The sequence below is a fragment of the Pseudomonas agronomica genome, assembly GCF_025917275.1.
In the GTDB taxonomy this organism is placed as follows: Bacteria; Pseudomonadota; Gammaproteobacteria; order Pseudomonadales; family Pseudomonadaceae; genus Aquipseudomonas; species Aquipseudomonas agronomica.
The window spans coordinates 1-15,866 of sequence record NZ_JAOSHO010000081.1 but is presented as its reverse complement, the minus strand read 5'-3'; the positions used below and the strand labels follow the sequence as shown (position 1 = coordinate 15,866).

Here is a 15,866-nt window from a genome sequence, read left to right as displayed (position 1 = left end):
CTTTCGGCGCTGCAGGCCTTGAGGGTTTCCAGGCCGCCGAGGGTTTCGATCAGCAAGGCCTGGCGTTGGGCGCCAAGGGCCAGGCTTTTCTGCACGGTGTCGCGCAGGCGCGCCTGGATGATCATGGCGAAGACAATGGTGATTGGAAACGCCACCACGGGAATGACCACCAGCCATCCACCCAACAGGCCGATCACCACCAGCATCAGCAGGGCGAAGGGCAGGTCGATCAAACTGGTGAGTGTCACCGCCGTGAGAAATTCCCGTAGACCCTGGAAGTCATGGATGCTCTGGGCAAAGCCGCCGATGGTCACGGGCTTGGCTTTCATCGCCATGCCGGTGATGCGTTCGAACAGGGTGGCGGAGAGAATCACGTCGGTCTTCTTGCCGGCGGTGTCCAGCAGATGGGCCCGCACCACCCGCAACACCAGTTCGAAACCGGTGCCGATCAACAGCCCCACGGCCAGCACCCACAGTGTCGATGTGGCCTGGTTCGGCACCACGCGGTCGTAGGTCTGCATGACGAACAGCGGCACCATCAAGCCCAGCAGGTTGATGAGGAAGCTCGCCAGGATCGCGTCGCTGTACAGCCATCGCGACAGTTTCAACGTGTCGCGAAACCACGCTTCGACCCGCGGCACCAAGGGCGCGCGCAGGTCTTCGAGTTCGTGACGCGGCCGGGCGAACAAGGCCTGGCCGCTATAGTCGATGGTCAGCTCTTCACGGCTGACCCATTGTTCGCCGCCATCGGCCTCGCTGGGCAGGATCAGCGCACGACCGTCCTCGCCCCAGCGCCGCAAAATTGCGCAGCGGCCCCCGGCGAGGATCAGCATCACCGGCAGATTCAGCGCCGAGATGTCCGCCAGGTCGCGACGCAACAACCGCGCCTGCAAACTGGCCCGGGCCGCTGCACGCGGCAGCAGGTCCAGGCTCAAGCGTTGGTGCGCCATAGGAAGCCCGGCGCTGAGGCTGGCGCGACTGACGGTCGCGCCATGGAGTTTGCAGAGGATCAACAAGCCGTCCAGCAAGGGATCATCGAAGTTCGAGCGCGGGTCGGCGCTCGGGGTGGTGGGTTCCATGCTGGTCAAATCGGTCGCTCCCACGGGATTACTTCAGTTCCGGCAACCGTGCCTGGTTCTTGACTTCGGTCTGCGCGACCGCATCGGCCGGCAGCACGATCCGTTGCTTGTGCAGCAGCAGGCCCATGTTCGCCAGCACCCGGTACATCGAATACTCCTCGGTGTAGCGCACCTCGGTGTAGCGACGGTTGGCGTTGTACAGCTCGTTTTCGCTGTCGAGCAGGTCGAGCAGGGTCCGTTGGCCGAGGCCGAATTGATCCTGGTAAGCGGCGCGCACGCGGGCGGTGGTGTCGGCGTATTCACGGGCCGTCGGGGTCTGTTTGCGGGCATTGAGCATGGCGTTCCAGGCCAGGCGCGTATCTTCGTTGAGCTGGCGCAAGGCGTTGTTGCGGATGTCCATGGCCTGGTTGATCTGATGCGCGTTGGACGCCAGCCGCGCCTTGTCGCTGCCACCACGGAACAGGTTGTAGTTCATCACCACACCGACCCGCCAGTTATTGTCGTGACCTTCTTCACCGCCGATGTTGTTGTTGGCGCCCACTGCCGCTTCGGCGTCGAAGCGCGGATAGAACGGTGATTTCGCCACTTCATATTGGCTTTCGGCGGATTGAATGTCGGCCTGCGCCGATTTCAGGTATGGGTTGTTATCCACCATGCTTTGCTGGGCTTCGCGCAGTTCAGCGGGGATTTCCCCTTTGGTGGTTGGCGGTGCTTCCAACTCATCGGGCATGCGTCCGACCACGCTATAGAAGTTCGCCTCGGCGTCGGCCAGGTCGACCTGGGCGGTGTCGTAGTTGTTTTCCGCCAGGGCCCGACGGGCGTTGGACTGGTCCGAGTCGGCGGCGCTGCCAACACCGCGCTGGGTACGCAGGCCGATCTGGTCGTTGACCCGCAGGTGCGCCTGCAGGTTGTTCTTGGCCAAGGTCAGCAGCTCGCGACGCTTGAGCACTTCCAGATAGACCTCGATGGTGCGCAGGGCCAGGTCTTGCGCAGTGCCCTGGGCGTAATAGGCCCGGGAATTGACCACCCCCTGGGTACGCTCGACTTCATTGGCGGTATTGAACCCGTCAAAGATCATCTGCCGCAGACGCAGCTCCGACTGGGTGTAGGTCAGGATGTTCGTGTGATGGTTGCCCAGCGCCCGGGTATTGGTGTTGTCGCTATAGCCGCGACCATATCCGCCGTTCAGGTCAACTGACGGAAAAAAGCCCCCTCTTGCCACTTTGACGTCTTCGTTGGCCGACAGGCGGCTGTCCAGCCGTTGCGCCAATTCAGGGTGCGTCGCGATGGTGCTCTGAATGGCTTCGGTCAACGACATCGCCTGCGCCTGAGAAGAACAGGCCATGGCCAGCAAAACCGCGCTGCAGAGGGGTGTAAGAACGCGCATGGGGTGTATCTCCTGAGGTCTGTTGTGCTTCGTTGTCGCCAGAAAATTGACGTTTAAAAGATCAAAACCGTTTCAACCTTGTAACAACACAGCTAAGAACATCCTGCGGAAAACCTAAGAAGAATTTCTCATAACGTTTATTTCGAAAAAAACTTATGTCGTGGAAAAAAACCGGCACATTGTTCAGGGCAAGAGCTTTGTATTTACGGGCTTCTGACGGTTTTTAGACGTCAATAAAAAGTTCCATTCAAATTTTGAAACGACGTGAAGAACAGCAAAAAAGTTGAAAAACGGGGCGATTCAGGGTGACGGTTTTTTGTCGTTATGGCGAAGCGCTAGCGTCGCCAACCCCCGTGAAAGCTGGCAGATTTTCCAGATTCTGACGGTCGACTTGAGCATGACTTCTTCACCCAGACAGATGCCGACCACGGTTGGCAACGGAGGGAATGCACATGGCAGCGCTCATCGGTACCGTCAGCAAGGTGGTAGGGCAGGTTTTCGCGGAGGCCGCCGGTGGGGTGCGACGCCCATTGGTCGAAGGTGATCGTTTGTATGCCGGCGAGCACTTGGTCACCGGGGCCGAAGGCGCAGTGGCCGTGCATTTACAGAACGGCCACGAATTGACGTTGGGGCGCGGCAGCGACCTGACCCTGACCCCGCAGCTGCTCGCCAACCAGGCACCGCATGTCGATACCCCTGAAACGGCGGCGCCGAGTGACGCGCAACTGACCGATGTGCAAAAACTGCAGCAAGCCATCGCCGCCGGCGCCGACCCGACCCAAGCCGGCGAAGCCACCGCCGCAGGGCCCGGTGGGGCAAACGCGACGGGCGCCCTGGGTGGCGGTCACAGCTTTGTGTTGCTGGAGGAAGTCGGTGGACAAGTCGACCCGCAGATCGGCTTTCCCACGGCGGGGTTCAATGGGATTCCCGAATTTCCCCAGCTGGAATTGGCAGCCGATCCGGATAGTAATAACGACGGCATCGTCCCCCCCGTAACGCCCGAGACCCCGGACAATCCTGTCACCTTGGATGGCCTGACCGTGGACGGCGGCGAACTGACCGCCAACGAGGCCAACCTCGCCGACGGTACCGCCAGCAATCCGGGCGCGCTGGTGCAAAGCGGTACGTTCACGGTTTCCGCGCCCGACGGGCTGAGCAGCCTGAGCATCGGAGGCATCAACGTGATTACCGGCGGGGTGCCCGCAGGTTTCCCGCAATCCGTCACCTCGCCCTTGGGCAATACCCTGACCGTCACAGGCTATGACCCGGCCACTGGCGTCGTCAGCTACAGCTACACCTTGAACGACAACGAAACCCATCCAGCGGGTGGCGGTGCCAACAGCATCAGCGAGCAATTCCCAGTGGTGGCCGTCGACACCGATGGCGACACCGCCAACGGAACCCTCGACGTCAACATTACCGACGACGTGCCCCAGGCGATCGACGACAGCCACGCCAGCACGGCATCGGAAACCCTTGTCACGCTCACCGGCAATGTCTTGCCCAACGACCACCAGGGCGCCGACCGCATCCCCACCGGCCCCGACAGCGGGCCGATCATCGGCGGCACGTTTACCGGCACCTACGGCACCCTGGTGCTCAATCCCAACGGCACCTACACCTACACGCTGAACACCAGCGATCCGCAATTCGTCGCGTTGCACGGCGGCGGCAACGGCACCGAAACCTTCGCCTACACCCTGACCGACGCCGACGGCGACACCAGCACCGCCAACCTGGTGCTGCAAGTCCACAACAACGACGATCCGGTGATCATCAGCGGCCTCGACACCGAAGGCGGCGAGCTGACGGTGCAGGAGAAAAACCTCAGCGACGGCAGCAGCCCGGACACCCCGGCGCTGACCCAGAGCGGCACCTTCACCGTGACCGCGCTGGACGGTGTGCAGACCCTCAGCGTCGGCGGCATCACCGTGGTCAGCGGTGGCGTGGCCGCCGGCTTCCCGCAATCGATCACCACCGCGCTGGGCAACACTTTGACCGTGACCGGCTTCAACGCCGCCACCGGCGTGGTCAGCTACAGCTACACCTTGCTCGACAACGAAGCCCACCCGAACGCGAACGGCGCCAACAGCCTGGGCGAGCAATTCCCGGTGGTGGTCACCGATGACAACGGCACCACGGCCACGGGCAATCTGGACGTGAACATCGTCGATGATCTGCCCAAGGCCGTGGACGACAGCAACGCCGGCACCGCCTCGGAAAGCAACCTGACCCTGACCGGCAGCGTGCTGACCAACGACACCCAAGGCGCCGATCACGTGGCGTCCGGCCCGATCACCCCCGGCACGTTCACCGGTACCTACGGCACGCTGGTGCTCAACGCCGACGGTTCCTACACCTACACGCTCAATACCTCCGACGCCGATTTCAAAGGCCTGCACGGCGGCGGCAATGGCAGCGAAACCTTCACCTACACCCTGACCGACGCCGACGGCGACACCAGCACCGCCAACCTGGTGCTGCAAGTCCACAACAACGACGATCCAGTGATCATCAGCGGCCTCGACACCGAAGGCGGCGAGCTGACGCTGCAGGAGAAAAACCTCGGCGACGGCAGCAGCCCGGACGCTCCGGCACTGACCCAAAACGGCACCTTCACCGTGACCGCGCTGGACGGTGTGCAGACCCTCAGCGTCGGCGGCATCACCGTGGTCAGCGGTGGCGTGGCCGCCGGCTTCCCGCAATCGATCACCACCGCGCTGGGCAACACTTTGACCGTGACCGGCTTCAACGCCGCCACCGGCGTGGTCAGCTACAGCTACACCTTGCTCGACAACGAAGCCCACCCGAACGCGAACGGCGCCAACAGCCTGGGCGAGCAATTCCCAGTGGTGGTCACCGACGACAACGGCACCACCGCCACGGGCAATCTGGACGTGAGCATCGTCGATGATCTGCCCAAGGCCGTGGACGACAGCAACGCCGGCACCGCCTCGGAAAGCAACCTGACCCTGACCGGCAGCGTGCTGACCAACGACACCCAAGGCGCCGATCACGTGGCGTCCGGCCCGATCACCCCCGGCACGTTTACCGGTACCTACGGCACGCTGGTGCTCAACGCCGACGGTTCCTACACCTATACGCTCAATACCTCCGACGCCGATTTCAAAGGCCTGCACGGCGGCGGCAATGGCAGCGAAACCTTCGCCTACACCCTGACCGATGCCGACGGCGACACCAGCACCGCCAACCTGGTGCTGCAAGTCCACAACAACGACGACCCGGTGATCATCACCGGCCTCGACACCGAAGGCGGCGAGCTGACGCTGCAGGAGAAAAACCTCGGCGACGGCAGCAGCCCGGACACCCCGGCGCTGACCCAGAGCGGCACCTTCACCGTGACCGCGCTGGACGGCGTGCAGACCCTCAACGTCGGCGGCATCACCGTGGTCAGTGGTGGCGTAACTGCCGGCTTCCCGCAATCGATCACCACCGCGCTGGGCAACACCCTGACCGTGACCGGCTTCAACGCCGCCACGGGTGTGGTCACTTATAGCTACACCTTGCTCGACAACGAAGCCCACCCGAACGCGAACGGCGCCAACAGCCTGGGCGAGCACTTCACCGTGGTGGTTACCGACGACAACGGCACCACCGCCACGGGCAATCTGGACGTGAACATCGTCGATGACTTGCCCACGGCCCACGCGGATTCCGCCTCGGTGGACGAGGGTGGCACCGTCAGTGGCAACGTGCTGAACAACGACGAGGGCGGTGCCGACGGGCCCGCCGCGAGCGGCGCGGTGGTCGGCGTTCGGGCTGGCGGCGATACATCGACCTCAGCCATAGGCGGCCTCGATAGCCAGATCAACGGCGCCTACGGCTACCTGACCCTGGACGCCAACGGCAACGCTGTCTATCACAGCAATCCGAACGTCGTCAGCGCACCGGGCGCCACCGACGTGTTCACCTACACCGTGCGCGACGCCGATGGCGATGAAAGCACCACGACCATCACCATCGATGTGCACGCCAGTTGCTTCGTCGCCGCGCCGGATCATGAAGTCAGCGTGCACGAAAGTGCGCTCGACCTGAACCAGGACGGCCAGGACCTGGCCCCTGGCACGGTTACCGGCAGCGACCCAAGCGCCACCGGCGAAACCGCCACGGGCAGCCTCGTGGATGCGGTCACCGGCGCCATTGGCGCCGTCACCTTCGCCCTTGTGGGCAACGCCACAGGTGCCCACGGTCAACTGCTCCTGAACCCCGATGGTTCCTACACGTACACCCTGACCTCGCCAGCCTCCACTTCGCCCGCCGCCAACGACGGCCCGAACGTGCTGAGCGAAAGCTTCACCTATCAGGCCACCGATTCACTCGGCAACACCGTCACCAGCACCATCGTCATCAATATCGTCGATGACGTGCCCCAGGCTCATGCTGACAACGCTTCGGTGATAGAAGGTGGGACGGTCAGTGGCAACGTGTTAGACAACGACGTGCTTGGCGCCGACGGTGGGGCGGTGGTCGGTGTGCGGGCCGGCGGCGACACGTCGAGCCCGGTCACTGGCGGCTTGAACACACAGGTCAACGGCACATATGGCTACCTGACCCTGGATGCCAACGGCAATGCGGTCTACCACAGCAACCCCGGCTCCGTGGGCGAAGCGGGCGCCACCGACGTATTCACCTACACCGTGCGCGACGCCGACGGCGATGAAAGCACCACGACCATCACCATCGACGTGCACAACAGTTGCCTGGTCGCGGAAACCGACCATGACGTCACCGTCTATGAAAAAGCCCTCGACCTGAAACAGGATGGCCAGGACCTGGCCGCCGGTACCGCGACCGGCAGTGAGCCGGGCTCCACTGGCGAAACTGCCAGCGGCACCCTGGTGGGCTCGGTCAGCGGTGCCACCGGGGCCGTGACGTTCACGCTGCTGGGCGACGCCACCGGCGCCCACGGCCAACTGCTGCTCAATCCCGACGGTTCCTACACCTACACACTGACGTCACCGGCGACAACCTCGCCCAATGCCAACGATGGCCCGAATGTACTGACCGAAAGCTTCACTTACCAGGCCACCGACGCGCTGGGCAACAGCACCACCGGCAGCCTGGTGGTCAATATTGTCGATGACGTGCCCAAGGCTGTCGCGTCCGAGCGTTCGGTCACGGCGACCGAGATCGATTCCAACCTGCTGATCGTGCTTGACGTCTCCGGCAGCATGAAAGACCCCTCCGGCGTGTCGGGGCTCTCTCGAATGGATCTGGCCAAGCAGGCGGTCAGCGCCTTGCTCGACAAATACGACGACATGGGCGACGTAAAAGTCCAGCTCGTGACCTTCAGCGGCAGCGCTACCGACCAGAGCTCCGTGTGGGTGGACGTGGCAACGGCCAAGACGCTGCTCGCCGCGCTGACGGCGCACGGTGACACCAACTACGACGCGGCCGTGGCGATGGCCCAGACGGCGTTCGCCACTTCCGGCCAACTGACCGGCGCACAGAACGTTGGCTATTTCTTCTCCGACGGCAAGCCGACCTTGGGCGAAATCGGCGCGACGGATGAAGCCGCCTGGAAAGCCTTCCTCGACGCCAACGGCATCAAGAACTACGCCATTGGCCTGGGCAGCGGCGTCAGCAACGCCCACCTCGACCCGCTGGCCTACGACGGCAGCGCCCACACCAACACCAACGCGGTGGTGGTCACCGACCTGAACCAGCTCAACTCGGTGCTTACGGGCACGGTCCAGGGTATACCCGTGACGGGCAACCTGTTGGGCGAGGGCGGTTCGTTCGGCGCCGATGGTGGATTTATCAAAAGCCTGGTGGTGGATGGCACGACCTACAGCTACAACCCGGACGCCAATGGCGGCCAAGGCGCACTGACTGCCAGCGGCGGGGCGAACCACGGTACGTTCAACACCGCGACCAACACCGTCAGCATCGCCACCGACCATGACGGCACCCTGGTGGTGAATCTCGACACCGGTGCGTTCAGCTACACCTCGCAGACCACCACCAGCACTTTGATCACCGAGAACATCGGCTACACCGTCAGCGACAACGATGGCGACCTGTCCGGTTCCGGCCTGGTGATCAAGGTCGTGCCCAACAGTGCGCCCGTGGCGATTGCCGACAACGTCATCACCAACGTGCTGTCGGGCAATATCGTGGTGCCTGGAGAATTGTTGCTGGGCAACGACAGCGACGCCAATGGCGATCCCCTCACGGCTACACCCACCGGTTTCAATACGGGCTGGGCCGCCAAGGGTGGGGACTTCACCGGCACTACCGGCACTGCCAGTTTCACCGGCAACAATGTCCAATCGATCAACCTCGACCGCAGTGCCTTCGTCGCCAACGCCGTGAGCATGACGGCGGTGCTGGTGGTCAGTGGTGCGCTGGGGGCGGTGTCGAACAACAACGCCAACGATGAAGACCGGCTCAACATCAGCCTCAAGCAAGGCGAAACCCTGACCTTGGATCACAACCTCGCCGCCGGTCACGTCACCCTGGAGTATTCCTTGAACGGCGGGCCTTTCGTCGCGATCAACGACGGCGCTTCGTTCACTGCGGCGGCGGACGGCAACTACCAGATCCACGTCACCAACATCCCCAATCCTGGCAACGGCAACGTCAATGCCTCGGAAAATTATCAACTGACCATGACGGTCAATTACGCCGGTGCCCATGACAGCACGTCGGATTATCACGGGACCTACACCACCAGCGACAACCACGGCGGCAGCGACAGCGCCGCGGTCGACATCAGCTATCAAGCGGGCCACACCCTGACAGGGACGGCGGGCGACGACGTGCTGCTGGCCGGCAATGGCGACAACGTGCTCAACGCCGGCGATGGCAATGACATCCTCAGCGCAGGCACCGGCAATAACACCTTGCATGGCGAGGCGGGCAATGACTTGCTCTACAGCGGCAGCGGCAACGACCTGCTCGACGGCGGCACCGGCAACGACACAGCCAGCTACGCCCATGCCACCGCTGGCGTGACCGTGAACCTCGGTCTGCTGGCCGCGCAAAATACCCTGGGGGCCGGGACGGATACCCTGGCCAGCATCGAAAATCTCGTCGGCTCGAACTTCAACGACACCCTGACCGGCAACAGCGCGGGCAATCACATCGATGGCGGGCTTGGCCATGACGTGCTCAATGGCGGTGGCGGCGATGACACCCTGATCGGTGGCCTGGGCAATAACATCCTCACGGGCGGCAACGGCGCCGACACCTTCCAATGGCAGGCGGGCAACAGCGGCCACGACGTCATCACCGACTTCACCCCGGGCCTCGACAAGCTCGACCTGTCCCAACTACTGCAGGGTGAAAACAGCAGCAGCGCGTCCCTGGACGACTACCTGCACTTCACCGTCACGGGTACCGGCGCATCGGTCATCACCAGCATCGACGTCAGCAGCATCGCCGGCGCCACGCCGAACCAGACCATCGACCTGGCCGGTGTCGATCTGGCCACGCATTACGGCGTCACGCCGGGATCGGGCGGGATGGTTGGCGGGGCGGACACGGCGACAATTATCAACGGGATGTTGAATGATCATTCGTTGAAGGTGGATACGGTGTGAAACCAGATGCCTGTGGCGAGGGAGCTTGCTCCCGCTCGGCTGCGCAGCAGTCGTAAAACCGGCTGGCGCGGTCTGCCTGGAGGGTTGCGTTGGCTGATTTCAGAGCGGCTTCGCTAGCCATCGGGAGCAAGCCGCCTCGCCACGGGAACACCCCATTATGTTCAGCGGCTGCGCAGCGTCTTCTGCCTGAGGATATAAACCGTCACCAGCACCGCACTGGTGAGCATGAACCCCCGCGCCCACGGGAGGGGAACCAGATAGCAGGAAAACAGAATGCTGGCCCACATCAAACCGATGGCGTAGACCTTGCCCTTGAGGGGAATGCCGTTGCCGCTGAGGTAGTCTTTGATCCACGGGCCGAGGCGGGGGTGTTCCACCAGCCAGTAGTAGAAGCGCGGCGAACTGCGGGCGAAGCAGGCGGCGGCCAGGAGCAGGAACGGGGTGGTGGGGAGTACGGGAACGAAAATGCCAATGACCCCCAGCACTACGCTCAGCCAGCCGATGGCCAGCAGAGCGTAACGCAGGATCAGCGGGCGCTTGCCGATTGGCGAGGGCACCCGGTCACTCAGTGGTGGCGAGGCTTGAGGATCGCCGGCTTCTCGTCCGGAGCGTTGCACAGCAGGTACAGGGCGGTCAGCGCTTCGGGGATCTGCACGATCATGTCGTCCATCAGGTTCGCGTCGGCGGCAATGTCGGAAAATTCTGGTTGCTCGTCGAACAGGCCGGAACCCACCATGATCGGCAACAGCATCTCGCTGACTTCTTCTTCCGCGGTTTCGAACCAGGCGGCTTCGCGCAGGAACACGCCTTCCATGAAGCCGATGCACCAGCCGCGCAGTTCCGAATCGTCCGGGTCGTCGCCCAGGTCCAGTTCGCACGGCAATTCGAATTCTTCGTCGGAAGCCAGTTGGCGGGCGATGTGGGCCTTGAGGCCGACCAGCGTAGCTTCGATTTCGGCGCGCTGGGCTTCGTCGCTGTAATGCGGCTCTTCGGCGAACAGGGCATCGATCCATTCACGGTCCGGCACTGGCTCGGAGCAGATGGACAGGGCGGTCAGATAGCCATGAGCGGCCACGTAGTCCAGCGCCTCTTCGTGCAGCTCATCGGCGTCGAGGAAGACTTGCAGGCGGGTCAGTTGCTCAGCGAAGGACATTACGGGCTACCTTGGGGAATAAACAATGCGGGAATTCTAGGCCTTCTTGAGCGGGCAGGCCAGCCGCGTGGTGGATTTGCCTCGACTTGGGTGCACGGAAGGGCCGCGATACCTGTAGGAGCTGCCGAAGGCTGCGATCTTTTGACCTTGATCTGCTGGTCGTTCGCTCTGGATGCAATTGGCTGGGGAAAGATCGCAGCCTCGTTGCTCTCGGCAGCTCCTACGGGGCGCAAGGCGTGGGATCGTCTGTTTGATCACCTCCTGTCACCAACCCCCTTCGCAACGAAGCCCTCGGGTATACTGCCGCGTTTTGTGATGCCCTGCGGTCGGTTGGAAACGCGCACTTACGATTTGCCGGTGCAGCGTTTGCGATTCTGAACCAGCCTTGCAGGGATGTTTCGGTGATTTTGGAGTTTCTATGCTCGAACAGGCTCAACGCGTCCTCAAGGACATCTTCGGCTACGACAGTTTCCGTGGCCGCCAGGGTGCCATTATTGAGCGCGTGGCCAGCGGTGGCGATGCCCTGGTGCTCATGCCCACCGGCGGCGGAAAATCGCTGTGCTTCCAGGTGCCGGCCCTGTTGCGCAACGGCCTGGCGGTGGTGGTTTCGCCGCTGATCGCCTTGATGGACGACCAGGTCGCCACCCTTGAAGAATTGGGTGTCGCCGCTGCGGCGCTGAACTCCACCCTGAGCGCCGAGCAGCAACGGGACTTGGCCGCGAGGATCAAGCGTGGCGAGGTGAAAATGCTTTACCTGGCGCCGGAACGCCTCGTGCAGCCGCGCATGCTGGCGTTTTTACAGAGCCTGGAAATCGCCCTGTTTGCCATCGACGAAGCCCACTGCGTGTCCCAATGGGGTCATGATTTTCGTCGCGAATACCTGCAACTGGGGCAATTGGCCGAGCTGTTCCCCGATGTCCCGCGTATCGCCCTGACCGCCACCGCCGACAAGCGTACCCGCGAAGAAATCGTCGACCGACTGCACTTGCAAAATGCCGAGCGGTTCCTCTCCAGTTTTGACCGTCCGAACATTTTCTACCGCATCGTGCCCAAGGAGCAGCCGCGCAAGCAGTTGCTGGCGTTCCTTGCCGAGCGGCGCAGCGACGCTGGCATTGTCTATTGCCTGTCGCGCAAGAAGGTCGAGGAAGTGGCCGCATTCCTCAGCGAACAGGGTTTTCCGGCATTGCCCTATCACGCCGGCCTGCCCAACGACTTGCGTGCCTATCACCAGAAGCGCTTTCTCAACGAGGAAGGCTTGATCATGGTCGCCACCGTGGCGTTCGGCATGGGCATCGACAAGCCCAACGTACGTTTCGTCGCTCACCTGGACTTGCCCAAGTCCCTGGAAGCCTATTACCAGGAAACCGGGCGTGCCGGTCGTGACGGCTTGCCAGCCGATGCCTGGATGGCCTACGGCCTGCAAGACGTGGTGATGCTCAAGCAGATGTTGCAGAACTCCGAGGGCGATGAGCGGCACAAGCGCCTGGAGCAGCACAAGCTCGACGCCATGCTGTCGCTGTGCGAAGAGACCCGCTGCCGTCGCCAGACCTTGCTGGCCTATTTCGACGAAGACATGCCCCAGCCCTGCGGCCATTGCGACAATTGCGTCGATGGCGTGGAAACCTGGGACGCCACGGAGCCGGCCCGCCAGGCGTTGTCGGCGATTTATCGCACGGGCCAGCGCTACGGCGTCGGGCATCTGGTGGATGTGTTGCTGGGCAAGGACAACGAGAAGGTCCGCAGCTTCGGCCACCAGCACCTATCTGTATTCGGCGTGGGCAAGGCCCGCAGCGAGAGCGAATGGCGCTCATTGTTCCGGCAGTTGGTCGCGCGCGGCCTGGCGGACATCGACCTGGAAGGCTACGGCGGCCTGCGCCTGAGTGCGACCTGCCGGCCCTTGCTCAAGGGCGAAGTGACCCTGGAGCTGCGTCGCGACCTCAAGCCGGCGACTGCGGTCAAGAGCAGCAAGAGCCAGGCCAGCCAACTGGTGCGCGGCGAGGAGCGTGATCGGTGGGAAGCGTTGCGCGCCCTGCGCCGCAAGCTGGCCGAGGAACACGGCGTGCCTCCTTACGTCATCTTTCCCGATTCCACTTTGCTGGAAATGCTCCGCAGCCAACCGACTTCCCTGGCGGAAATGGCCCGGGTCAGTGGCGTCGGCGCGCGCAAGCTGGAGCGTTATGGCGAGGCCTTCCTCCAAGTGCTGGGTGGCGAAGCCGAGACCCCGCCGGCGGTGGCCGACGTTCGCCATGAACTCATCACCCTGGCGCGGGCCGGCATGACCCCGCTGCAGATTGCCAGTCAATTGCAGTGCTCGGAAAAGAACGTCTACACGATGCTGGCCGAGGCCATTGGTCAGCAACAGCTCTCCTTGGAACAAGCGCTGGATCTGCCCGAAGAGTTGATGGGCGAGGTCCAGGATGCGTTTCTCGATGGGGAAGGCGAGCTGCCTCCCGTATCGGAAGTCGCCGCGTTGTTCGCAGGACGGGTTCCGGAAGGGGTCCTGTATTGCGTCAGGGCTGCGCTGCAATCGGAATTCGAAGTCTGATCAAACAGTTACGCACCTTTAACGATTCACTACAGTGCGAGCCTTGCTTGAATCCGAAGGTCATGCTTAGCTGACTAATAATTAGTTTTTCTCTATTTCAGATCTGATGAGTTTTTTATGCCTTTGACCGATCAACACCGTTTTGGCATGCAACTGGCGCAGATGTCCCGTGGCTGGCGTGCCGAGCTGGACCGTCGCCTTGCCGGGCTGGGCCTGTCCCAGGCGCGCTGGCTGGTACTGCTGCACCTGGCCCGTTTCGAGCAGGCCCCGACCCAACGGGAGCTGGCCCAGAGCGTTGCCGTCGAAGGCCCGACCCTGGCCCGTTTGCTCGACAGCCTGGAAACCCAGGGCCTGGTTCAACGCCAGGCCGTGGCCGAGGACCGCCGCGCCAAGAAGATCGTACTGTGCGCGCCGGCGTTGCCGCTGATCGAACAAATCGAAACCATTGCCACGCAGTTGCGCCGGGAGTTGTTCGAAGGCGTCGACGAAGCGGACATGCGCGTTTGCATGCGGGTCCACGGCACGATCCTGGCCAACCTGGAAAGATCCTGAGGCATATCCCTGGCGCCAGACCTTTGAGATTCGGTGGTTAGCGAACTATAACCAGTACTAAGCGATCGTATTGGAAGCGTTTCGCACAGGTCGTTGATCAAAGGGATACCCATGCTTGAAAGTTTGCAGTCCACGTTGCGCAGTTGGATCAACGTGTCGGTCGTCGTGGGTGCCCTGGGGTTTCCCGCCTTGGCGTCGGCGCTGGGGCTTGGGGAAATCACGCTTCATTCCGCCTTGAACCAACCGTTGCGCGCCGATATCGCCCTGGTTGATGCGGCGGGACTCAGCGAGGGTGATCTTTCCGCCAGCCTGGCGAGTCCGGACGATTTCAGCCGTGCCGGGGTGGAGCGGATCTTCTTTCTCAATAACCTGCGCTTCACCCCCGTGCTGCGGGGCGGACGCAGTTTCATCCAGGTGACCTCCAGCAAACCGGTGGAGGAACCGTTCCTCAACTTCCTTGTTCAGCTCAATCAGCCCAACGGGCGCCTGCTGCGCGAATACACCGTGCTGATCGATCCGCCCGGTACGCCAGGCCTGGTGCCGACCGTTGAGGAACCCTCCAATTCGGCCGAGGCGACACCCGCCATCAAGCCGCCCCCGGCGACACAGGGCAAGCGCTATACCGTCGTGCAAGGTGACAATCCCTGGGTGATCGCCAAGCGCTTGCATGATGCGGGCAGCAATGCGTCGGTCAATGAACTGATGCAGGGGATCCAGGCGCTGAACCCTGGCAGCGAGCGACTCTCCATCGGCCAGCGCTTGTTGCTGCCTGATTCGGCTATCTTGCCAGCCCCCGCCCAAAACCCTGTCGCTCCGGCCCCCGCCGCGACCGACAACAGTACCGAGCAATTGGCTGCCAGCGTCCTGCAGGCCCAGCAGCAACAGCAGACCATTGAACAACTGCAGGCCCGGATTCAAGCCCAGGACCAGGAAATCGCCGGGCAACGCCAGCAGATCAGCGAACTTCAAGCGCAGCTGACCCAGGCCTCGCCACCTGCGATCACCTCGGAGCTTGCCCCCGAGACTGCCGAACCCGCCGAATCCGCAACGGCAGTCGAGGCGGCGCCAGTGGCGGAAACCGAAGGCATCGACTGGCTGTGGGTGGGTGGATTGGGGGGGATGCTCGGGTTGCTGGCGCTTTTGCTGTTCCTGCGTCATCGGCAACAGCAGGAGACGGCGGACCCGGTGCCATTGGCCGCCCGTCCCGACCTGGCCCTGGACGACAACACCGACACCTATATGGAGAGCGCTGACATAAAGCCCTCCGAAGTCGCCGCGTCGTTCAACAACGGTGATGCGCCTCTGGGAGACGTGCTGGAAGGCGTGGGAATCTACCTGACCTATGGCCGCTTCACCGAAGCCGCCGGGCTGCTGCGCGCGGCATTGTTGGCCGAGCCGGAGCGTTCCGACCTGGGGCTCAAGCTGTTGGATGTGCTGGGCAAGCAGGGCGATGTCATCGGCTTCCAGGCCCAGGAGAACCACCTCATGTCCCAAGGCGTCGATCACCAGACGCTGGAAGAAGCCCGCAAGCGCTACCCCAAGATATCCATGATTAACGCCCCGGTGGAGGCGCCCCCTGAGCCCC

8 protein-coding genes are annotated in these 15,866 nt (G+C 62.9%); 4 read left to right on the top strand and 4 right to left on the bottom strand.

Annotated elements, in window-relative coordinates; genetic code table 11:
• Both OC610_RS09080 and OC610_RS09075 read right to left on the bottom strand, forming a co-directional pair.
• Nucleotides 1-1,088 (bottom strand): ABC transporter transmembrane domain-containing protein (locus OC610_RS09080; protein WP_264427504.1); only part of this gene is annotated, 1,088 nt, incomplete at its 3' end.
• 19 nt (nucleotides 1,089-1,107) lie between these two features.
• Nucleotides 1,108-2,466, bottom strand: coding sequence for a TolC family outer membrane protein (locus OC610_RS09075; protein ID WP_264427503.1), 1,359 nt, complete (start codon nucleotides 2,464-2,466; stop codon nucleotides 1,108-1,110).
• A 452-nt stretch (nucleotides 2,467-2,918) separates the two neighbouring features.
• Here OC610_RS09075 and OC610_RS09070 point away from each other — a divergent pair, with 452 nt between their 5' ends.
• Entirely contained in the window at nucleotides 2,919-10,031 is a 7,113-nt protein-coding gene (locus tag OC610_RS09070) for a retention module-containing protein (protein WP_264427502.1), read from the top strand.
• 161 nt (nucleotides 10,032-10,192) lie between these two features.
• Here OC610_RS09070 and OC610_RS09065 read toward each other — a convergent pair whose 3' ends face one another.
• Both OC610_RS09065 and OC610_RS09060 read right to left on the bottom strand, forming a co-directional pair.
• Nucleotides 10,193-10,588 carry a YbaN family protein gene (locus OC610_RS09065; protein WP_264427501.1) on the bottom strand — a complete coding sequence of 132 codons (396 nt, stop codon included), beginning with the start codon at nucleotides 10,586-10,588 and terminating at the stop codon, nucleotides 10,193-10,195.
• Nucleotides 10,589-10,596: 8 nt separating this feature from the next.
• A complete protein-coding gene (locus tag OC610_RS09060) occupies nucleotides 10,597-11,184 on the bottom strand; it encodes a UPF0149 family protein (protein WP_030141133.1) in 588 nt (195 codons plus the stop codon).
• Nucleotides 11,185-11,602: 418 nt separating this feature from the next.
• On the opposite strand from OC610_RS09060, the gene recQ reads away from it, so the two are divergent.
• The 3 genes from recQ to OC610_RS09045 all read left to right on the top strand — a co-directional run.
• Nucleotides 11,603-13,729: a DNA helicase RecQ gene (gene recQ / locus OC610_RS09055; RefSeq protein WP_264427500.1), complete on the top strand. Its 2,127-nt coding sequence runs from the start codon at nucleotides 11,603-11,605 to the stop codon at nucleotides 13,727-13,729.
• Between the two features lie 117 nt (nucleotides 13,730-13,846).
• Nucleotides 13,847-14,281, top strand: a complete 435-nt coding sequence (locus OC610_RS09050) for a MarR family transcriptional regulator (protein WP_030141131.1) — start codon at nucleotides 13,847-13,849, stop codon at nucleotides 14,279-14,281.
• Nucleotides 14,282-14,392: 111 nt separating this feature from the next.
• Nucleotides 14,393-15,866: type IV pilus assembly protein FimV (locus tag OC610_RS09045; protein ID WP_264427499.1), on the top strand; the 1,474-nt coding region annotated here is incomplete at its 3' end.